Origin of the sequence: Cellulosimicrobium sp. NPDC057862, from assembly GCF_042797035.1 — a bacterium.
Lineage (GTDB): Bacteria > Actinomycetota > Actinomycetes > Actinomycetales > Cellulomonadaceae > Cellulosimicrobium.
This window is the reverse complement of the sequence record NZ_JBHVMH010000010.1, coordinates 139,054-159,938: the sequence shown is the minus strand read 5'-3', so window position 1 is coordinate 159,938 and position 20,885 is coordinate 139,054. Positions and strand designations below refer to the sequence as shown.

Annotated in this window: 17 protein-coding genes and 1 pseudogene; 4 read left to right on the top strand and 14 right to left on the bottom strand. The window is 74.1% G+C overall.

Features of this window, described 5'->3' with window-relative positions:
• Positions 1–90: 90 nt before the first annotated feature.
• Complete coding sequence (locus tag ACFVN3_RS14110) at positions 91–447, bottom strand: iron chaperone (protein WP_378233510.1); 357 nt, start codon at positions 445–447, stop codon at positions 91–93.
• 181 nt (positions 448–628) lie between these two features.
• Between ACFVN3_RS14110 and ACFVN3_RS14105 the strand changes: the two genes are divergently transcribed.
• Positions 629–1,855 (top strand): alpha/beta hydrolase family protein, encoded by a 1,227-nt coding sequence (locus tag ACFVN3_RS14105; RefSeq protein WP_378233509.1) that lies wholly within the window; start codon positions 629–631, stop codon positions 1,853–1,855.
• A 20-nt stretch (positions 1,856–1,875) separates the two neighbouring features.
• Here ACFVN3_RS14105 and ACFVN3_RS14100 read toward each other — a convergent pair whose 3' ends face one another.
• The 9 genes from ACFVN3_RS14100 to ACFVN3_RS14060 all read right to left on the bottom strand — a co-directional run bounded on the left by ACFVN3_RS14100 (position 1,876) and on the right by ACFVN3_RS14060 (position 11,633).
• Positions 1,876–3,294 (bottom strand): alkaline phosphatase family protein, encoded by a 1,419-nt coding sequence (locus ACFVN3_RS14100; protein WP_378233508.1) that lies wholly within the window; start codon positions 3,292–3,294, stop codon positions 1,876–1,878.
• On the bottom strand, positions 3,291–4,529 hold the full coding sequence (gene eboE / locus ACFVN3_RS14095; protein WP_378233507.1) for a metabolite traffic protein EboE: 1,239 nt from the start codon (positions 4,527–4,529) through the stop codon (positions 3,291–3,293). Before eboE ends, ACFVN3_RS14100 begins: the two co-directional genes overlap by 4 nt.
• Before the next feature lie 24 nt (positions 4,530–4,553).
• On the bottom strand, positions 4,554–5,432 hold the full coding sequence (locus ACFVN3_RS14090; RefSeq protein ID WP_378233506.1) for a TatD family hydrolase: 879 nt from the start codon (positions 5,430–5,432) through the stop codon (positions 4,554–4,556).
• On the bottom strand, positions 5,432–6,136 hold the full coding sequence (locus tag ACFVN3_RS14085; protein WP_378233505.1) for an EboA domain-containing protein: 705 nt from the start codon (positions 6,134–6,136) through the stop codon (positions 5,432–5,434). The genes ACFVN3_RS14090 and ACFVN3_RS14085 overlap by 1 nt, the downstream gene beginning before the upstream one ends.
• Positions 6,133–7,098 carry a sugar phosphate isomerase/epimerase family protein gene (locus ACFVN3_RS14080; protein ID WP_378233504.1) on the bottom strand — a complete coding sequence of 322 codons (966 nt, stop codon included), beginning with the start codon at positions 7,096–7,098 and terminating at the stop codon, positions 6,133–6,135. The genes ACFVN3_RS14085 and ACFVN3_RS14080 overlap by 4 nt, the downstream gene beginning before the upstream one ends.
• Positions 7,095–8,018, bottom strand: a complete 924-nt coding sequence (locus tag ACFVN3_RS14075; RefSeq protein ID WP_378233503.1) for an SCO3242 family prenyltransferase — start codon at positions 8,016–8,018, stop codon at positions 7,095–7,097. The genes ACFVN3_RS14080 and ACFVN3_RS14075 overlap by 4 nt, the downstream gene beginning before the upstream one ends.
• On the bottom strand, positions 8,015–9,253 hold the full coding sequence (locus tag ACFVN3_RS14070; protein ID WP_378233502.1) for an inositol-3-phosphate synthase: 1,239 nt from the start codon (positions 9,251–9,253) through the stop codon (positions 8,015–8,017). The genes ACFVN3_RS14075 and ACFVN3_RS14070 overlap by 4 nt, the downstream gene beginning before the upstream one ends.
• 289 nt (positions 9,254–9,542) lie before the next feature.
• On the bottom strand, positions 9,543–11,000 hold the full coding sequence (locus ACFVN3_RS14065; RefSeq protein WP_378233501.1) for a hypothetical protein: 1,458 nt from the start codon (positions 10,998–11,000) through the stop codon (positions 9,543–9,545).
• A 69-nt stretch (positions 11,001–11,069) separates the two neighbouring features.
• Entirely contained in the window at positions 11,070–11,633 is a 564-nt protein-coding gene (locus ACFVN3_RS14060; protein WP_378233500.1) for an RNA polymerase sigma factor, read from the bottom strand.
• Positions 11,634–11,773: 140 nt separating this feature from the next.
• On the opposite strand from ACFVN3_RS14060, the gene ACFVN3_RS14055 reads away from it, so the two are divergent.
• Together ACFVN3_RS14055 and ACFVN3_RS14050 are read left to right on the top strand one after the other, a co-directional pair.
• A complete protein-coding gene (locus tag ACFVN3_RS14055) occupies positions 11,774–13,612 on the top strand; it encodes a DUF4012 domain-containing protein (protein ID WP_378233499.1) in 1,839 nt (612 codons plus the stop codon).
• A 280-nt stretch (positions 13,613–13,892) separates the two neighbouring features.
• A complete protein-coding gene (locus ACFVN3_RS14050; protein WP_378233498.1) occupies positions 13,893–14,933 on the top strand; it encodes a hypothetical protein in 1,041 nt (346 codons plus the stop codon).
• 100 nt (positions 14,934–15,033) lie between these two features.
• Here ACFVN3_RS14050 and ACFVN3_RS14045 read toward each other — a convergent pair whose 3' ends face one another.
• Together ACFVN3_RS14045 and ACFVN3_RS14040 are read right to left on the bottom strand one after the other, a co-directional pair.
• The gene (locus ACFVN3_RS14045; protein ID WP_378233496.1) at positions 15,034–15,654 is read right to left on the bottom strand and encodes a hypothetical protein; all 621 of its coding nucleotides are present in this window, start codon (positions 15,652–15,654) and stop codon (positions 15,034–15,036) included.
• Positions 15,655–15,857: 203 nt separating this feature from the next.
• Complete coding sequence (locus ACFVN3_RS14040) at positions 15,858–18,029, bottom strand: glycosyl hydrolase family 18 protein (protein ID WP_378233519.1); 2,172 nt, start codon at positions 18,027–18,029, stop codon at positions 15,858–15,860.
• Between ACFVN3_RS14040 and ACFVN3_RS14035 the strand changes: the two genes are divergently transcribed.
• Entirely contained in the window at positions 18,028–18,252 is a 225-nt protein-coding gene (locus ACFVN3_RS14035) for a glycine zipper domain-containing protein (RefSeq protein WP_378233518.1), read from the top strand. The genes ACFVN3_RS14040 and ACFVN3_RS14035 overlap by 2 nt on opposite strands.
• Here the strand turns inward: ACFVN3_RS14035 and ACFVN3_RS14030 are convergent.
• Positions 18,204–18,482: pseudogene (locus ACFVN3_RS14030) on the bottom strand (carbohydrate-binding protein); the annotation flags it as partial. The gene ACFVN3_RS14035 and the pseudogene ACFVN3_RS14030 overlap by 49 nt on opposite strands.
• Positions 18,483–18,783: 301 nt before the next feature.
• Positions 18,784–20,769, bottom strand: a complete 1,986-nt coding sequence (locus ACFVN3_RS14025; RefSeq protein ID WP_378233495.1) for a glycosyl hydrolase family 18 protein — start codon at positions 20,767–20,769, stop codon at positions 18,784–18,786.
• Between the last annotated feature and the right edge of the window lie 116 nt (positions 20,770–20,885).

Sequence of the window (20,885 nt, the reverse complement as noted above, 5' to 3'; positions counted from 1 at the left end):
GACCTCCGTTGGTGCGAGCCGGGTTCCTAGACAGCTCCCACTCGACCCGGAGGTCTCTCGCTACGTCAACAACCTGCTGGGTCAGTACACCTAGGCCGCGGCAGCGTCCCGCGACGACCGCACCAGCCGCTCGACGAGGTCGTCCGGGATCGGCCTGCTCGGCGTGAAGGTGATACCGGTCCTGGTCGACCTGAGACCGGAGGCCGCGATCTCGTCGGCGTGCTCGGCGACGGCCTCCGGGAGGAGGTACAGGCCGCACTGCCGGCTGAACGCCGCGTAGCTCGCGACGACCGAGCCGCCGATGCTGAACCCCGGCATGTCGTAGGCCACGATCTCGTCCGCCTCCGGCAGGACGCGGGACAGGATCGTGCGCAGCCGGGTCAGGGACGGACGGAAGGTCCCGGGTGCGGCGGCGATGTAGGCGTCGTGGTCGACTGGGGTCGTCATGGGCGACTCGCTCCTGTCTCCTGGTCGTCGTCACGATCCTCGCCCACTCCTCCCGCGTGTCAACCTCGGCCGCAGGGGCCGGCCATCACGTCAAGGGGTGAGCCACCCCGCGCGGTGAGACCGGGGTTGCTCCTACCCTGGGGAGGTTCCCTTACCCGTCCGACGAACGCAGGGGGCCACCATGCCGGGACACGGCACGCACCGGAGCATCCTCTCCGGACGGTTCTCCCACGACGCCGACTTCGACTACGAGATCCGCACGGTCCTCGGCGGCGCCTTCTCGGGCGCCGCGGACGTGGGCGAGGTCCTCGCCGCCGTCGCCGACGTCGGGACGGACCACCGCGCGTGGTTCCACGCCTGGGATGCGCTCGGCGACCGGGTCGCCGCCCTGGGAGAGTCGTCGGCCGCGGCCGGGCACCGCGTCAGCGGCGCGTCGGCGGCTCTGCGCGCGTCCGCGTACTTCGCCGTCGCGGTGAACGCCGTCTCGGCGCTCGACGACGACGCCCCGCTCCTGCCGACGTTCCGCAAGCACCGCGCCGCGTGGGACCGTTGGGTCGACCTCGTCGACCTCGAGGTCGAGCGCGTCGACCTCCCCTCCGCTGGCGCCACGCTCCCCGGGTGGTTCTTCCGGGCGCCGGGCTCCTCCGACGAGGCACGGCCCACGCTCGTCGCCGTCAACGGCTCGGACGGCTCGACGACGGCGCTCTGGTCCGCGTGCGTGTCCGGGGCCCTGCGCCGGGGGTACCACGCCCTCGTGTTCGACGGCCCCGGCCAGCAGTCGATGCTCTTCGAGCACGGCGTCCCGTTCCGCCCCGACTTCGAGGCGGTCCTCACGCCCGTGCTCGACGCCGTCGTCGCCCGGCCCGACGTCGATGCCGAACGCGTCGCGGTGTACGGGATCAGCCAGGCCGGCTACTGGGTCACGCGCGCGCTCGCGTTCGAGCACCGCCCGGCGGCGGCCGTCGTCGACCCGGGCGTGGTCACCGTCGCGACGTCGTGGGAGCGCGAGGTGCCGAAGAGCCTGCTCAAGCTGCTCGACAAGGGCGACGATCACGCCTTCGACCGGGACATGGGGCTGGGGATGCGCCTCTCGAAGGGCACCGCGCGGACCTGGCGCTTCCGCGCGCGGCCGTACGGCGTCGACGGGTACGCCGCGACACTGCGCGAGGTCCGCCGGTACGACGCCTCCGACGTCGCCGGGCAGGTCACGACCCCGCTGCTCGTCACGAGCCCCGAGGACGAGCAGTTCTGGCCCGGACAGTCGGAACGCCTCGCCGAGCTCGTGCCGGGCGCCACGCTCGTCGCCTTCAGCGACGACGAGGGCGCGAGCGGGCACTGCCAGCCCCTCGCCCGCGCCCTCACCGAGCAGCGCATGTTCGACTGGCTCGACGAGCGCCTCGCCCGGTAGAGACCCGACGTCCTCCCTGGTCAGACCCGGACGCCGAGGCCCTGCAGCTCCAGCACGAGGCCCTTGATCGCCGCCGCCGGGATCTGCCCGCTCCCGCTCTCCACGACCCCCGCGACCGACGCCGGGACCTCGGCGTCGGAGCACAGCACGAGCGGGGTGTCGGCCGAGGAGTCGGGCAGGCGGCCGTGCGAGCCCTTCACGTACGACGCGTCGAGCGGGACGGTGCTCATGGCGTAGCGCAGCCCCACCTTCTTCTTCACGAGGTTGAGGCCGGCCTTCGCCTTCGCCAGCTTGTCCGCGGGGTCGAAGAACAGCTCGGCGGGGTCGTAGCCGGGCTTGCGGTGGATGTCGACGCCGCGCGCGTACTCCGGTGCGCGCGCGTCGTCGAGCCAGAAGTAGTAGGTGAACCAGGCACCGGGCTCCGCGACGACGACGAGGTCGCCGGAGCGCTCGTGGTCGAGCCCGTACCGGGCCTGCGCGTCGCGGTCGAGCACCTCGTCGACGCCCGGGACGCCGCGCAGCAGGTCGGTGACGCGCCGCTGGAGCGCGGGGTCGTGCTGGTCGCCCAGGTAGACGTGCGCGACCTGGTGGTCGGCGACCGCGAACGCGCGCGACGCCCACGGGTCGAGCTGCTCCTTGCCGTCCTGCACGTAGACCTCGAGCAGACCCTCGCGGCGCAGGATGCGGTTGAGGTGCACGGGCCGGTCGGCGTCCGCGATGCCGTACTCCGAGACCACGAGGACGGTCACGCCCTGGTTCGCGGCGTCGTCGAGCAGGGGCGCGAGGGTCGCGTCGAGCTCGGCAGCGGCGGCGTCGGCCTGCGGGGACGTCGGCCCGAACCGCTGGAGGTCGTAGTCGAGGTGCGGGACGTACGCCATCGTGAGGTCCGGGGCGTGCGTGCGCAGCACGTGCCGCGTCGCGTCGACGATCCACCGCGAGGACGAGATGTCCGCCGTCGGGCCCCAGTACGTGAACAGGGGGAACTCGCCGAACCGGCCGACGAGGTCGTCGTGCAGCGCCGGCGGGCGCACGTACGCGTCCGGGGACTTGCGGCCGTCGGCGTGGTAGATCGGGCGCGGCGTGACCGTGACGTCGGTCGTCATGCCCATGGCGTACCACCAGCAGACGTTCGCCGAGGAGTACTCGCGGCGCGTCCGGCGCGCGGCCTCCCACAGCTTCTCGCCCTCGACGAGCCGGGCGTGCTGCCGCCACAGGTACACGTCGCCGAGCTCGCGGAAGTACCAGCCGTTCCCGACGATCCCGTGCTGCGACGGGCTGAGCCCTGTCGTCATCGTGGCCTGGACGCTGCACGTCACCGCGGGCAGCACCGTCGCGAGCTCGGACTGCCAGCCGCTCTCGGCGAGCTGGCGCAGGCGCGGCATGTGCGCGAGCGCGGTCGACGTGAGCCCGACGACGTCGAGCAGCAGCACGGGCTTCATGCGGTCCTCCTGGTGGTGAGGTCGATGTCGGCGGTGAGGTGGGTGGTGGCCCAGCGGAGCTCGGCCGCGATGCCCGCGACGAGCGAGTCGGTGGCCGCGCCCTCCGGGAGCACCGCCCACGTGTACGTCTCGACGTCGAGGTGCGCCTCGTCGCCGTGCGGGGCCGCGCGGACCGCCTCGACCGCGTCGCGCAGGACGTCGGTCGTCGCCGCGAGCGGCGCTGCGGGCTCGTGGTGCAGCGGCACGTGGAAGTGCACGCGCCACGGCCCCTCCCCCGGCAGCCCGTGCCCGACGGCGTCCTCCGGCCCGGGCGCGGGGCCGTCACCGAGGGCATCGGGCAGGTCGTCGGCGGCGAGCACGTCGCCCGACGCCGTGAGCTCGCGCACCTGGTGGATGTAGCGCTTCTCGGCGAACGCGCCGACGGCCGCGCGCGCGGCCGGGTCGGACGGGTCGTCCACGTGGAGCGCCGCCGACGCCTGCACCTTGACCACGCGCAGCCCGGCGTCGGTGATGCGGCGCACCGTGGCCGCCGTCCCCGCGCGCCGGTCCGCGAACGACACCGCGAGGTGGCACGTGTCGAGGCACACCCCGACGTGCTCGGGGTCGATCCGCCCCTCGTCCGGCGAACCGGCAGAGCCCACCGGCCCCGTCCGCGCCGCGAGCCAGCTCACGACGTCGTCGACCGTGTCCAGCACGCAGCCCGGCTCCGGCTCGACCGCGACCCGGACGACCTTCCCTGTCCGCTCGCGCAGGTCGCGCAGCCCCTCGCCCAGGGCGACGAACGCGCGCGTCGCGGCGTCGTCGTCGGCGTCCGACCACGGCTCGCGCCACGCGAGCGGGAGGGTCGAGATCGAGCCGGCAGGTGTATCGGAGCCGTCGGGCAGGAGGTCCGCGAGCACCTCGGCGCACTCGAGCGTGTACGCGAGCCGCTCGGGCTGCGCCCACGTGGGCGTGTACACGTCGAGCTTGACGACGTCCGCGTGGAACCCGCCGTACGGGAACGCGTTGAGCGTGTGGACCTGCAGGCCCTGCTCGTCGAGGACGGCGCGCAGCCAGGCGCGGTCCGCGGGCGAGCCGGCGAGCCGGTGCGCGAGCGTCGCGGGCATCCAGAGCCCGACGCCGAGGACGTCGAGCCCGGCGGCCTCGCGGACGGGACCCGCGTAGGTCACGAGCTGCTCGACGACCCCGTCGAGGTCCTCGGCGGGATGGACGTTGGTGCAGTACGACAACAGCATGGTGGTGCCCTTCCGACGTGCCCGCTAGGCCCGCACGCCGCGCAGCACGGACGAGCCCTCGAACTCGACGCCCGGCGTCGGCAGGTCGCCCTCGACGAAGCCCGGCACCGGGTCGAGCACGAGGTTGCCGGACTGCCCGTAGAACTCGACGGGGTTGCGCCACAGCACCTTGTCGACGTCGTCCTCGGTGAACCCCGCGGCGAGCATCGCGCGGCCGGTCTTGAGCGTCTTGAGCGGGTCGGACCGGCCCCAGTCCGCAGCCGAATTGACGATCATGCGGTCGGTGCCGTGCTCCTGGAGGATCGCGACCATGCGGTCCTCGTCCATCTTCGTGTCCGGGTAGATGGAGAAACCCGCCCACGCGCCGGCATCGAGCACGAGCGCCACGTTCGTCTCGTTGAGGTGGTCGACGAGCACGTGCTCGGACGGCACCCCGGACTCGCGCACGACGTCGAGCGTGCGGCGCGTGCCCGAGAGCTTGTCGCGGTGCGGCGTGTGCACGAGGACCGGCAGCTCGACGTCGCGCGCCATCTGGAGCTGGCGGGAGAACACCTCGTCCTCCTCGGGCGTCATCGAGTCGTACCCGACCTCGCCGACGGCGACCACGCCGTCCTTGAGCAGGTAGCGCGGGATCTCGTCGAGCACCTCGCGGCAGCGCGCGTCGTTCGCCTCCTTGGGGTTGAGGGCGATCGTCGCGTGGTGGCGGATGCCGAACTGCGCGGCCCGGAACCGCTCCCAGCCCAGCAGGGCGTCGAAGTAGTCGAGGAACGACCCCACGTTCGTGCGCGGCTGCCCGAGCCAGAACGCCGGCTCCACGAGCGCGCGCACGCCCGCGGCGTACAGGGCCTCGTAGTCGTCCGTCGTGCGGCTGGTCATGTGGATGTGGGGGTCGAAGATGCGCATCAGGCGGTCCTCCCGGTGGTGACGTCAGGGGCGAGGCGGGCGACGTCGTCGGGCACGACGCGGCCCGCGGCGCGGCGCTCGGCGGCGAAGTCGCGCGCCATGCGGGCGAGCTCGTCGTCCGCGCGGTCGTCGAGGCCGGCGACGGCGTCGAGGCTCACGCCCATGAACACGAGCTTGAGCACGGCGTGCCGCCACGCGTGCGCGTCGAGGTGCGCGGCCGCGAACGGCCCGACCGCCGCGGCGACGAGGCTCTGGTCGTTGGTGCGCAGCGCGTCGGCGGCGAGGTCGCGCCCGACCGCGACGACGGACTCCGAGCCGCCGTCCGCGAGCGCCCCGCGCTCGGTGAGCGCGTCGAGCCCGCGCAGGACGCCGCGCCGCTCGGCGGTGTCGCCGTGCTGGTACAGGTCGGCGAGGCGCGCGGCGAGCGCGGCGTCGGCGTCCGACCCGCCGCGCCCGACGGCCTCGGCGAGGGCGACCACGAGCGTCGCGCGCGCGCCGTCGTCGACGGTGCCGTGGACGACGCCGGCGGGGTCGGACCCGGGACGGACCGGTGCGCGGCCGACCTTGCGACCGGCGAGCGCGAACGCGCGCGACACCGCCGCGGGATCCTGCTCGACGGCGGCGCGCGCCTCGGCGAGCCAGCGCTCGCCCTCGGTGGTCGCGCCGTCCTGGGCCGCGGGGGCGGCGGGGGCTGGCTCGGTCATGGCACCTCCTGGGGGTGGTCGGAGACGGGTGGTTCCTGGTCCTGGTCGGGCACGGGCACGGCGGAGCGTCGGTCCCCGGCCGCTGGCAGCGCGTCACGAAGCGCCGCCATGCTGCGGCGTGCGAGGCCCGGGGCGTCGTACGAGTGGCGGGGCAGCTCGACCGCGGCCACGCCGGTGTACCCGACGTCCACGAGGGTCGCGAGCACGAGCGGCAGGTCGATCTCGCCCTCGCCGAACGGGCGGTGCTCGTGGTGCGTGCGGGGCATGTCGTCGAGCTGCACGTTCGCGAGGTACGGCGCGGCGGCGCGCAGCGCGCCCACGACGCCGTCGGGCTCCACGACGAGGCAGTGGCCCACGTCGACGGTCACGCCGAGGTCCGCCAGGTCTCCCGCGTCGCCGCCGAGCTCGTCGCGCAGCCGCAGCGCGTCACCGACGGTCTCGACGAGCATCCCCGGCTCGGGCTCGAGCGAGAGCCGCACGCCATGGTCGCGGGCGTGCTCGACGAGCCCGGGCAGGCGGTCGCGCAGGAGCGACCAGCCCTCGGCCGGGGACGCGCCGTCGGGCAGGACGCCCGAGAAGAAGGACACGCACTCCGCGTCGAGCGCGGCCGCGATCTCGACCGCCCGCCGCAGGAAGCGCAGCCGGGCGTCTGCCTCGGCGTCCACGAGCGTGGGCCGGTGCTTGCGGTAGGGGTCGAGCAGGAACCGTGTGCCCGTCTCGACGACGACGCGCATCCCCGCGCCGCCGTGGAGCGTGGCGAGGCGGCCACGCAGCGCGTCGACCTCCACCTGCCACCCGTCCGCGAACGGGTCCAGGTGCGGGAACCCGAGCGTGAGCGCGACGGCGCCGTAGCCCTCGTGGTCGAGCACGTCGAGCGCGACGTCGAGCGGGTGGTCCGTGAACCCGTTGGTGCCGTACCCGAGCGTGAAGGGCACCACCTGCCGGGTCTCGTGCGCGCTCACGTCTCGCTCATCTCGGCGCGCCCGCGCCCGGCCCGGCGCAGGAGCCGGCCCGCGACCTCGACGCCCGCCAGCACGCCCACCGATGCGAGGCTCCCGCCGCGCGCCGCCCACGCCGCCTGGAGCGGCAGCATCGCGCGGATCCCGGCCTTCGTCGCCGCGAAGGCGTTGCCCGCGGACGGCGTGATCGCGGCGTCCACCTGACGAGGCAGCGCTGTCACGAGGTACGCACCGGCGGCGGCGACCCCGGCGACGGCCGTCGCCACGCGCGTCGCGCGACCTGGCCCGTCACCGGCCGAGCGTCCGCGGCGCAGCGCCCCGACGCCGACGACGGCCCCACCCACCGCGGTGGCCGCGGCCACGCCGGCGGCGAGGGACGACGTCGTGCCGTGCACCTCGCCGCGCGACACGAACGTGACGCCCGCGGTGTGCACCGCCATCCCCGCCGCGGCGGGCAGCGCGGCACGCAGGTGCCCGACGCCCGCGCCCAGCAGCACGTCGAGCCCGCGGCACGCGGCCATGACGACGGGTCCGACCGCGTGCTCCTTGGCGACGGTGTCGTACGTCCAGACGCTCGCGGCGAGCGGGACGGCGACCGCGAGCGCCCGTGGTCCCCCGCCCGCGGCGGCGAGCCCCACGCCCGCGGCCGTGAGGCCCACCGCGACCCGGAGCGCGCGGCCCTCGGAGATGCGCCCGGAAGGGATCGGCCGCTCGGGCCGCTCCACCGCGTCGAGGTGACGGTCCGCGTAGTCGTTGAGCGCCATGCCTCCCGCGTAGAGGCACGCGGACGCGAGCGGGAGCAGCGCACGGCGCGGCGTGAGCGCCTGCCCGGCGGCGGCAGCGCCCGCGAGGGTGTCACCGACCACCGAGAGGACCGCGGGGGCGCGGACGAGCTCCAGGTGGTCGTGGAGGGAGCCGGTCACGGCCGGTCGGCCGGTGCGGCACCGACGCGGGCCGCCGCCTCGCGGACCCAGTCCGCGAGCGCCACGGTCTGCGCCGCGAAGTCGTGGACGTCGCTCCCCCACGGGTCCTTGAAGAAGAACCCGAGCTCGGGGACCGGACCCCCGTACCCGGCGGCGTCGGCGAGCGCGAGCAGGCGCGCGAGGTCGAGCACGAGCGGCGCCGCGAGCATGGAGTCGTAGGCCGACCACGTGGTCTGGAGCGTGAGGCGCGAGCCGAGGAAGCCCTCGACGTGCACGTGGTCCCACGCGACCTTGATGTCGCCGAGGTCCGGCACGTTGTCGATGTGGAGCGGGGTGACCTGGCTGCCCGTGAGGTCCTGGAGGCCGCGGGACTTGGACGCGAGCTTGCTCTGCACGGCCTCCGGGTCGGCCAGGGTCGCGCCGTCCCCGCCACCGAGCAGGTTGGCCCCGGCCCAGGACAGGACGCGCAGGCCGCGCGCCGCGAAGGCGGGCGCGAGGATCGTGCGCAGCCACGTCTGGCCGGTCTTGCCGTCCTGGCCCGCGACCGGGACGCCGAGCTCGGCCGCGAGCTCGAGGAGCACCGGCAGGTGCATGCTCGCCGACGGCGTGAACTCGGCGAAGGGGGCGCCCGCGAGCAATGCGGCGTACGCGGTGACCGAGCTCGGCGGGAGCACCGCGCGCTCCGGGTCGGCGAGCGCCGCGCGCAGGAGGTCCCGGTCCGAGAGCTCGGGCGCCGGCTCGGGGAGCGGCTCCGTCGACACGAGGTCGACCACGACGACGCGCGCGAGCCCGTGCCGCTCGCGGAAGTCGACGATGTCCGCGGCGAGCCGCTCCGCCGCGGCCTGCTGGGACTCGCGCGGCGCGCCCTCGGCGGGGTGCGCGGAGTAGCCGGGGCGGACCTCGGCGTCCGCTCGCTCGAGCGCCGCGTGCGCGGCGGTGAGCAGGCGGGGGGCGATCATGCCGGCCTCGACGAGGAGCTCCGCGCGCTTGACCATCGAGACGTCGGAGATGTCGTGACCGCCGACGACGAGGTCGCCGAACGCCGGGAGCGGGGCCGACGCGAAGGGCTCCGAGACCGTGACGCACCCCGTCGGCGCGGCACGCCCGTCCGCGATGGCGGCGAGGCCGAGGGTCGCGGTGGTGGCGACGGAGCCGCGGGCGCCGACGAGCCAGAGCCCCGTGCGCGCGTCCGGAGCCGGGCGGTCTGACGAGCCGTCAGAAGCGAAGTGGTGCATCGTTGCTCCCGTTCCCGTCGGCGGGCGCCGGAGCGCCGCCGAGCACGACGACGATGGCCTCCCTGCCATCGTCGGACCGCACGCCCGGACGAGGGCGTGTGAACGCTCTCCGACCCGGTGGGCGCCCGGTCTGCTGCGACCCTAGTCACACTTTTGTCGATGGTCAATCAAAAGCGTGGCAACTTTCGCGAGGCTGGACGCTTGCAGCGTGCAAAAGCGTACGACAAACGCGACCGGGTGGTCGCCATCGCTCGGATGGCGACCGCCCGGCCGCGCTCGGTGGATCCGGTCAGCCGGCAGGCGCGAAGTCGAGCTGGTCGTCGACGACGGCCACGACCGACCATACGTTGCCGTCGGCGTCGGACAGCTCGTACGCGGGCAGGAGCACCGCCGCGCCGTCGGGCTGGTACTGCACCGCGAGGCCGAGGCGCGCGTCCGTGATCGTCACGTCCGTGACGGGCCACGCGAACCGGGCACCCTCGCCGACCGTGGGCGGCACGGTCGGCGCCTCCGGCTCGGCGGGCGCGATCTCGGGCACGGCCTGCGCGGCCGCACCCTCCCGCGCGAGAGCGATCATGCCGCCCCCGCCGAACCGCGGGTCGCCCAGGCGGTCCACCGCCTCGGCCGGGCTCACCACGTCGTACGCGCCGATCGCGACGCGCGGTGCGAGGCTCCCGTACAGCGACGCGAGCCCTGCTCCGGAGTACGTCGCGCTCCACTGCGCCCCGGTGCGCTGCCCCTCGACGACCTCGTACGCGGTCGCGGTCGTCGACCGCGGCCCGCCTTGGTCGGCCGCCTGCTCCTCCGGCACGAGCTCGTACCCGGCAGGGTCCAGGCCGAGCGAACCGAGCACGTCGCGGAGCGCGCCGACGGCGTCCGCACCGCTCGGGGGCGCGCCGTGGTCGGACTCCTCGCACGCCCCCGGCTCGGCGCCGGAGCTCCCCGAGCCCTCGTCGCCGTCGGCCGGCATCGGCGTCACGACGACGCAGCCCCACGGGTCCTTCGTCGGGTCGTTGAAGCTCACGCTCGCGAGCCCGTCGGCCTGGAGCGAGACCGTCGGCCCGGTCCAGTCGGTCGACCCCACGACGTACGACCCGTAGTCCTCGCGCACCTCGCCGGAGACACCCAGCGCGTCCGCGACGCGGCGCGCCGTCTCCTGCGAGAACACGCCCGCGGCGTCGTACGCCCACGCGTCCGCGCTGGTCCCCTGCGTGGAGAGACCGTCCTGGTGGAACACCGTGCGGCCGCCCCAGAACCCCGGGTAGGCCATGTCGGCCGTCGCGCGCGACCCGGCGGCCAGGCTCTCCTGCGCCCCGCCGGCGGTGTCCCCTGCGGCGGGCGAGTCGGCTGCGCCGAGCTGGATCGGCGCGAGCGCGGTCGACTCCACGGCCGAGTCGCCGGCCGGCGCCGCCCCGACCGCTCCGGCGCCGAGCGCGTAGCCGCCCGCTCCGACGACGAGCACCCCCGCGACGGCCGCCGCCACCTGGAGCGGCGCACGTCGGCGGAGCCGTCGAGCTCGTCGTTCGGCCAGCTCGTCGACGAGCGTCGCCGTCGGGCCCTCGGGCCCGGAGAGCGGGGCGCCGTCGGACGCACCGGCCGCCGCCCCGGCGGCGAACGCCTCGGGGACGCGGTCACGGACCGCGGCCTCCAGTGCGCCGGTGTCCGGCGCGGCGCTCGCGGCCGGGTCGGCGGCGCGGAGGCGCGCGAGGTCGGCGTCGTCGGGCTGGTCGGGGGTGTGGGTGGTCATGTCGCCCTCCAGGTACTGCCGGAGCCGTGCCGCGGGGCGCGGCCGGTCGGGTCTACCCGTGATGTGTGCTCAGGCGCCCGACTCTTGCGCGAGGGCCGACTGCTCCGCCCACGCGGTGCGCAACCGCGCCCGCGCCCGCGAGAGCGCGGCGTCGGCGCCCCCGCGCGACGTGCCGAGGACCGCCGCCAGGTCCTCGCCACCCAGGCCCTCCCACGCGTGCAGGAGGAGGATGCGCCGGTCGCGGACCGACAGCGCGCTCAGTGCGCGCCGGACCTCGTCGTCCTGCACGACGACGTGCTCGACGTCCGCGCCGTCGTCACCACGGTCCGGCACCTCGGCGACCGGCACCGCCCGCGCCTTGCGCCGGTGGTTGGCGAGGACGAAACCCGCGGTGCGGTACAGCCAGGGGAGCTCGGCACCGTCGGGCACGTCCGCGCGGCGCCGCCAGGCCGTCGCGAGGACCTCGGCCGTGAGGTCGTCGGCGTCGGGTCCGACGGAGCCGGCGGCGCTCGGAAGCCGACGGCGGAAGTAGCGGTAGAGCGGCGTCGCGTGCGCGGCGAAGAGCGCGGCGAACCAGGTCTCGTCGTGGACGGCGGCGTCGGCATCGACGGCGTGGCCCTCGTCGGTCGTCACGGCGGCTCCTCGTCGGCGGGGTCGGGCTGTCAACCGCTCTGTGTCCCGGGGGGTCCGTTCCTTGCACGGCGCATCCTTCACCCGAACCTCACCCGCGACGGCACCGATCCTGCCACCGCCCAGCACCTACGCTGTGGGGCATGACGACGACGGAGCCGGCCGACTCGCCGCCGCGCCACACGGGCGGTCGACGACGTCGGCACTGGGCGTCCTGGTTGGGCTGGGGCTTGATCCTGCTGGCCGTGCTCCTCGTGGCGTGCGTCGCGCTGCTCGCTCGCGACGCCCTCGCCGCGCGCGACGCGCTGACCCGCGCGCTCGACGAGGTCCCCGCGGCCGAGGAGGCGCTGCGCGCCGGCGACGTGGACTCCGCGGAGGCCGCCCTGGACCGGGTCCAGCCCTTCACCGCGACCGCGCGCGCGAGCTCGGACGGCCCGCTGTGGTCCCTGGCCGCGCACCTCCCCGTGTACGGCCAGGACGTCCGGGCGTTCTCCGCCGCGGCCGCGACCGTGGACGACCTCGCGGCGGTCGTCCTGCCCTCGCTCACGCAGGCGCTCGGCGCGGTCGAGGGCGACAGCGTGACGATCGCGGACGGCGGCGTCGACCTCGCCCCGCTCGTCGACGCCGCGCCGGCGGTCGCGCGCGCCGCGGACGTGTTCGACGACATCGACGCCCGTCTCGCCCGCGTCGACCCCACCGCCCTGCACCAGGAGATCGCGGAGCCGTACGCGACGCTCGTCGCCCGGACGGACGACCTGCGCCCCGTCGTGCGCACCGCCAACCGCCTCACCGCGCTCGGCCCCGCCATGCTCGGTGCCGACGGGCCACGCCGGTACCTCCTGGTCTCGTTGAACAGCGCGGAGCTGCGCGCCGGCGGCGGCATCCCCGGAGCGCTCGCGGTCCTCTCGGTCGACGACGGCGCCCTCTCGCTGGAGCGCCAGGCGTCGACGGCCGACGTCCCGCCGTTCGCCGAGCCCGTCCTCCCGCTGGAGCCCGGGGTCGAGCAGCTCTTCACGGACCGCGTCGCCCGGTACGTGCAGGACACCCCGCTCACGCCCGACTTCCCCACGACCGCGGAGCTCACGGCGGCCATGTGGGAGCAGTCGCAGGGCGAGACGGTGGACGGCGTGGCGGCGATCGACCCGGTCGCGCTGTCCTACCTGCTCGAGGCCACCGGGGGGATCGACGTGCCGTTCGGCGACGAGACCGTCGCGCTCGACGCGGGCAACGTCGTCGAGGTCCTCCTCTCGGACGCCTATGCCGAGCTCGAGCCCGGAGAGCAGACGGACGCGTTCTTCGCCTCCGTCGCGTCGACCGTCCTCGCGACCTTCCTCGCCGGCGCCGCGGACCCCGGCCTCGCGCGCGACGCCCTCGCCCGCGGCGCGGACGAGCACCGCGTGCTCCTCTGGTCCGCGCGCCCCGACGAGCAGGCCCGCCTGGCGGGGACGGTCGTCGCGGGCGACATCGACACCGCCGACCGCGCGGCGAGCTCCGTCGGCGTGTTCCTCAACGACGCCACGGGCGGCAAGATGGGCTACTACCTCGACACGGACGTCCGGCTCACCGGGAGCGTGTGCACCGACGGCGGGCGCGTCGACACCTTCAGCGCCGCGCTCACGTCCACGGCGCCGGCCGACGCCGGGACGAGCCTGCCCTGGTACGTCACCGGCGGCGGCATCTCGGGCGTCACCCCGGGGAACGTGCGCACGGTGGTCGTCCTCTACCCGCCGCGCGGCGGCGAGGTCGGCACCGTCCGGGTGGGCGGGGCACCGACGGGAGCGCTCGTCGCGGAGGTGGGTGGCCGGCGCGCGTCCTCGCTCCCCGTCGAGCTCGCGCCGGGACAGGGCACGACGGTCTCGTTCACCGTGACCTCGACCGGCACGCAGGACCACCCGGGCGCCGACGGCACGATCGACGTGTGGACGACCCCGACGGTGTCGACGCCCGGCCTCGCCGCGGTCGCGGTCGCCGCGTGCGGGTGACCCGACGCGGCGTCCTGCCGGACGCCGGCGGCACCGCCCTCGGGCGGCGCCGGTTCACCTGCCGGAACACGTGCAGGATCACGGCGCGATAACGATGGTCCTGGTGACCACAATTCACCCGGACGACCGTCCAGTTCGGGTCCTGATCCTCGCTATTCTGGGCGCCTGTCGCTCGACCCGTGCCACCGGCCCGCGACGCACGATGCATCACGGACCGCACTCCGGGGCTCTCTGTGTACCGGAACTCCACAATCCCTGAACCGAGACGGGTGAAGAAGCCATGCGTACCTCGAAGGGTTCGCGCAGCGCGGGACGGGCGGTGCTCGTCGGAGCGCTCTCGGCCGTCGCCGCGCTCCTGACCGTCCCCGTCGTCGCGACCTCCGCGAGCGCGGCCACCGCCGACCCCGAGACGTACGTCCCGGAGATCACCGTGGCCTCCCCGGTGTGCGACGGCGACGTCCCCTACCTCGACTACGTCTTCGAGCTCCCTGACGACTACGAGAACGACGAGACGAACCCGCTGACGATCACGTGGGTCAACCCGGACGGTGACGACGTGGTCCAGTCCGGCCTGCCCCTCGACGGCCGCGTGCTGTGGCCCGGCGCGGAGGTCGACGGCGCGGGCAACCCCGTCGACTGGCCCGGCTGGAGCCTCGTGGACGGCGAGTGGGTCGTCGGCGACGAGTTCGACTGGGTGCGCGCAGGCGTGACGGTGGTCTTCGAGGTCAACCCGACGGCCGAGACCGTCGTGGCCTACCCGCCGTCGACCCCGGAGTGCGCGACGAACCCGCCCGGCACGCCCGAGCCGACGATCAAGGTCGACGTGCTCACGCCCGTCTGCGTCGAGGGCGTCTCCTACCTCGACTACGGCGTCTCGGTCACCGGCACGCCGAACACGACGGCGACGCTGACGTGGCACAACCCGGACGGCGAGGACGAGGTCATGGCCGACCTCCCCCTCAGCGGACGGGTGCTGTGGCCCGGTGCGTACCCCGAGCGCTTCGTGGACCTGCCGGCCGACGAGGGCTGGGAGCTCGTGAACAACATGTGGATCAACACCGCGACCCACGGCTGGGCCACGGGCACCGTGGACCTGACGTTCGCCGTGAACCCCGAGGTGACCGTCCCCGTGACGTACCCGCAGGACACGAGCAACTGCTTCCCCGGCGTGACGCCGGTCGACAACCCTGTCGCCGGGAGCCAGAACCCGACGCTCGCGGAGACCGGCGCGACGGTCGGCCTCTACGCCGCGATCGCCGCCGGGCTGGCCGTGGTCGGCGCGGCGATCGTCCTGCTGACGCGCCGGACCCGCAAGGGCTGACCGGGCACCGCACGCACGACGAAGGCCTCGCACCCGTCAGGGTGCGAGGCCTTCGTCCGTCCGGGCCACGACAGCGGCGACCCGGACGGGGACCGATCGGTCAGGCAGCCGCCCAGCCGCCGGCCGCCAGGCGCGACTCCAGACCCTCGAAGGCCCAGCGGTCGACGACGAGCACCGCACCGCCGGGGGCGTCCGGGACGTACCACTGGAGCTGCTCGACGGTGCGCACCTCGGCGCCGGACGCGTCGACGCACGAGAGCGTCCAGCGCGCCAGGGTGGCGGGCGTGCCGGCGACCTCGACCTCCGACTCCGACGCCTCCCCGACCGCGCTGGCGGCGAGCGCGTCGGTACCCGGGCACGTGGCGCCGTCGGGCACGTGGGCCGCGGCCGGGTCGATGCCGTCGAGGCCCGCTCCGGTGAGGATCTCGAAGCTGGGGCAGACGGCGTCCTCGGGGCACCCGCCGGAGCGGACCTGCGTGACGCCGTCGGCGGGCTGGAGCACGGACCAGTACTCGGCGGCCGGGAGCTGGAGGGGGCCGACCGGGACCTTGCCCTCGTCGGCGTGGGCGCCGTGCGCGCCGTGGTCCTCGGCCGTGGCCGGGCCCGAGCCTCCGTCGGCGGTCGCGTCGGGCTCGGAGGCCCCCGTGCACCCGGCAAGGAGCACGCCGCCGAGCGCGACGACCGCCAGGGAGAGGGAGAAACGGGTCGTTCGATGGTGCACGTGCACGATGGTCGCCTTTCACGGTCGGAGGTCCCCGCAGCCCACTGGGGGGAGCTGCGGAGACCTCGTCGGTCTTGTCACGCTAGCGAGCGCGAACGCGGATCGAGATGCGTGAGACCCACACGATGGCGGCTCGCGGGTACGGGATTCCCCGTACCCGCGAGCCACCGAGGCGGGACCTCCTCAGGGACGTCGGTGGCGCGTCAGCACGCGCCGCCGTCGGCCCACGGACCCCACGCCGAGGCGCCGGGGGTGTCGTTCTGGGTCCAGTAGCGCGCCGTCCACTCGTGGCCGCCGTGGCTCACGACCGCGCCGCCGCTGTAGGCCGTGCCTGCGACCCAGGCCGCCGCGGTGCACTCACCCGTTCCGGTGCCGGGGCCGCCCGGGCCCTCGCCTCCCCCGGAGCCCGGGAGGTCGACGACGGTCACGCCGCGCGGGTGGTCGTACGTCGTGGCGTAGTCCACGCCGTCGACCGTGACGATCACGTTGGAGAACTGGGCGGCCGGCATCGACCACTTGAGCTGGTTCGTGATCGAGCCGCCCGCCGGGATGCCCCCCGTCGGGACCGTGAACTGCACGGTGTGGAAGTCGCCGTCGAGGCCGCCCACGTTGTCGCCGGTGTGGCCCTTCGCGGTGACCGTGGTCTTGAAGCCGCTCCAGTCGCTCATCTCGCCCGGGTCGGTCGTGCCGTACTGGAACGAGATCGTCGCGCCGGCCGGGATGTCCTTCGCACCGTCGTTGGTGAAGACGACCTTGGGCGAGATCGGGTAGTTGTTGTCGCCGAGCGCGAACTCCGTGTACCGGATGTCGACGTCGAGCGCCTGCGTCGGCATCGTCCGGTCGGCGTTCGCCTTGGACGCGCCGTAGGGCGTCGTGGCCGAGAGCTTGCTGTGCATGAGGTCGACGAGCGTGCTGCCGATCTCGTACTGGCCCTTCGCCTGGTCGTAGCCGAAGTCGCCCGCGAGCTCCCAGATCATCAGGCCACCGAGGCCCGTGTCCGCGACGTAGTCCGCCTTGGCGGCGATCGCCTCGGTCGAGTCACCGGAAAGGAACGTCTTCGTCTGCGCGTTCCACCACCACTCGTTCTTGGTGACCGGGTCGAAGTGGCGCTCGTACGTGCCCTGGATCGTGTCCGTGACGCCGTACGCGGAGACGTAGTCGCCCGTGACGCCCTTCTCGAGGTTCAGCACGTGCCACATCGGGTTGACGCCGGCCGGGACCGCGTTGCCCTGCGGGTCGCTGTCGTACCAGAGGTTGTCGATGCCCTCCGCGCCGTAGCCGCACTTGTTGTTGGTGCCCGCCGGGCAGAGGAACCCGGCCGGCGCCTTCGCGGTGCCGCCCATGCCGTAGGTGCCGCCCTGGACGTTCTGGAAGCCGCGCGTGTAGAACGGCACGCCCAGGTTGATGCGACCGGACTGCATGGCGCCCCGGAAGTAGTGCGAGGCCCAGTCGCCGTTGAGGTAGCCGATGCCCTTGTACGCGCTGTACACACCGCCGGCCGCGAGCTCGGGGTCCTTGCCGTCGTCGAACAGGGCGCCGTTGCCGCCCACGTACTCGTTCCAGGCGCCGTGCAGGTCGTACGTCATCATGTTGACGTAGTCCGTGTACTGCGTGACCTGGTAGACCTCCATGCCGCGCAGCAGCCAGCCCGACGACGGCGTCGCGGTGGTGAGCATGTAGTACTCGCCGTCCTGCGCGCCCGCCGCGTCGAGCTTCTCGCGCAGCGTCCTCATGAGGTTCACGTAGCCCTGGAAGAGCTGCCCGCGGCGCTTGTCGGAGATCTGGAAGTCGTCCGGGTTGCCGGCCTGGTTGTTCGACGTCGGGTACTCGTAGTCGATGTCGATGCCGTCGAACCCGTACTCGCGGACGAAGTCGACGACCGAGTCGGCGAAGGTGTCGATCCGGGCCTGCGACTCCGTCATCGTGTAGAAGCCGCCGGACGCGACGCGCTTGCCGCTCGCGTCGAAGTAGCCGCCCGTCTCGGCCCAGCCGCCCACGGCGGGGATGACCTTGACGCCCGGGTTGGCCTTCTTGTACTTCGCCAGCAGGTTGAAGTGGCCCGTGTAGTCGAGCGTCGGGTCCATCTCCGCGCCCGCGACGCCCGGCCACGTCATGTCCGTCGCCGCGTTGCCCGCCGCGCCGGCGTTCACCGAGACCTTGTCGTTCCCGTCGATGTGCGCGAACGCGTAGTTGATGTGGGAGAGCTTGTCCCAGGGGATGTCGCTCGCGAGGTAGCGCGGCTGACCGTTCGCGCCGGTCCGCCAGCTCGAGAAGTAGCCGATGACGCGGCGGTCGAGGTCGTTCGGCAGCTTCTCGCGCCCGCTCTCGTCGTACACGTCGCAGTAGGGCGTCCGGACGCCCGGCGTCTGCGCCATGCCGTCAGGACGGCACTTCTCGTCCGGGTTCGCGGCCGGGTCCGTGGTCGGGTCGGTCGTGGGGTCCGTCGTCGGGTCCGTGGTCGGGTCCGTGGTCGGTTCCGTGGTCGGGTCGGTCGTGGGCTCCTCGGTCGGGGTGTCGCCGCACGCTCCGAGCGACTCCCAGGGCCCGTACTGCTCCTTGCCCGGGACGTTGTTCTGCGTCCACCACTTCGCCCGGTAGTTCTGGCCGCCGTACGAGACGGTCGCGCCGCCCACGTAGGCCGGGGTGGCGGACCAGGGGGCCGCGCACGCCGTGGTCGCGGCGGCGGCGGGGGGGGTCGCGGCCTGCGCGGCCGCGGCACCGGCGAGGCCGGTGGCCAGCACGGCGAGCGTCGCGACGGCCGCGACGACCTGTGGCCGGCGTCCGGGGGCGCGGGGGGCGCGCACCCGAGGGGTCAGGGACAACCGCATGGGGTACCTCGATCTGCTGGGTTGCTGCGCACGACGCCGGACGGCGTCGCGTCGGGCACGGCCGCCCGGGGGGAGGGCGACCGACGGGTGCTGGGGGTTGCTGAGGGGGGTGCCGAGCGGGACCCGTCACGACGGCGGTCGACGACGGGTGCGTGGCGACGGGGCGAGGGGAGGGTGCACGGGCGGGTGCACAGGACTCGTCACCGCACCCGCCGTCGACCACGTCGTGGACGGGGTCCCGCCCGGCGGCGCCGGTCGCTCGTGGCGACCGGCGCCGTCAGGGGCCGACGAGGGCCGAGCGTCAGCAGGCGCCCAGCGACTCCCAGGGGCCGTACTGCTCCGCGCCCGGGACGTTGTTCTGCGTCCACCACTTCGCCCGGTAGCTCTGGCCCTGGTAGGAGACCGTCGCGCCACCGGTGTAGACGGCGCTCGACGACCACGCGGGTGCGGTGCACGCACCCGGGTCCGTGGGGTCGGTCGGGTCGGTCGGGTCGGTCGGGTCCGTGGGGTCGGTCGCGCCGCACGTGCCGGTCGCCTCCCACGGGCCGCCCGCGCTCGGGCGGTCACCCTGCGTCCACCACTTCGCGCGGTAGTTCTTCCCCTCGAAGGACACCGTCGCGCCGCCCGTGTACACCGCGCTCGACGACCACGCGGCCAGGCAGTCCGTCGGGTCCGTCGGGTCCGTCGGGTCCGTCGGGTCGGTCGGGTCGGTCGGGTCGGTCGGATCGGTCGGGTCGGTCGGATCGGTCGGGTCGGTCGGGTCGGTCGGGTCGGTCGGATCGGTCGGGTCGGTCGGGTCGGTCGCGCCATCGACCGGACCGGCCGGGAGCGCACGGACCTTGTCGGTGAAGCCTCCGAGCAGCGTGCCGTCGTGGTTTCCGGAGAGGTCCCACCACATGCCGCCGCCGAGGTTCAGGCGGTCGATGTACTCCGCCTTGGCGGCGACGGAACGCGCGTTGTCGTAGCCCCACCACTGGTCGCCGTTGTAGCGCCAGGCCGAGACCGTGGCCGGGTCGTAGTAGTCCTGGCCCCGCGTGCGGAGCTTGTCATAGTCCTCGTTGCCCGCCTCCCAGGTGCCAGGAGCCGCTCCCGTCGCCGCCGACCACGGGGCCGAGGACGTGACGCCCTTCCAGCCGCGGCCGTACATGGCCATGCCGAGGCCGAGCTGGCTCGGGTCGATGCCGGCGCGCAGGTACTCCTGCACCGCCTTGTCGGCGCTGAACTGTCGGTTGGCAGCCCGCGGGTCGGCGGGGTCGTCGTACAGGTTGGCCTGAGGACCGGCGAGCGCGGGGTCCCACGCGCCGTGCAGGTCGTAGCCCTGGACGTTGCCGTAGTCGAGATACTCGAAGATCGCCGGGTCGTTCCAGCCACCCGCCGCGATGTCGTCCGGGTTCGCCGGGAGGAACGCCGAGAGCAGGTAGTGCTTGCCCGTCTGCGCGCCGTACGCGTCCAGCTGCTTGCGGAACTCGGCGAGCAGCAGCTTGAAGTTCGCGCGGTCGTTGACGGTGTCGACGTGGTTGCCCACCTCGCCGTTGTTCGAGCCGGGCCACTCCCAGTCGATGTCGATGCCGTCGAACACGCCGGCGGCAGCGCCGGCCCCGCCGCGGCCGTCGATCACGGGGAGGTTGCCCTTGATGTAGATGTCGATGCACGACGACACGAACTTCTCGCGCGACGCCTGCGTCGCGGCAGCCTTCGAGAAGTTCTTGGACCAGGTCCAGCCGCCGATGGAGATGAGGGCGCGCAGCTGCGGGTTCTTCGCCTTGAGCTGCTTGAGCTGGTTGAACGAGCCGGCGAGCGGCTGGTCCCACGAGTCGGCGACGCCGGCCACGGAGTTCGCCGCGGTGTAGCCCATGCCGAAGTCCGCCCACGCGTCACCGGCACCGTCGGAGCCGTTCGGCCCCGTGCCCTGCGCCTTGTTCGCGATGAAGCACGTGAGGTTCTGGTAGTGGATGTTGCCGAACGAGTAGTTGATGTGCGTGAGGTCCTGCGCCGCGCCGGAGTCCTGGACCTTCTTGAGCTGGAAGTTGCGGCCGTACACGCCCCACTGCGTGAAGTAGCCGACGTTGCGGTAGCCGTTCACGTCGCTGTCGCCCGGGTGGGAGACGGCGGCGGGTGCGACCTCGGCGGCCTGAGCCGGCGCGACTCCCGCGAGGAGCCCGCCGACGAGCGCGACGGCGGTCGCGAGCGCCGCCACGCGCGCGCCGCGTCGGCGCCCGGCGCGGGGTGTTCTGGAGAAGAGGGACACGTCCATGGGTCCTGCCTCGTTGCTGGTGCGGTGGGCCACGTCGCCGTCCTCCGGAGTCGTCGTCGCCCTCGGGTCCTCTCGAACGTAATGACGCGGGCACCGTGGCGTTATCCGCGCTTCCCACATTGTTCATGGTGCGAACTTACCCGCCACGT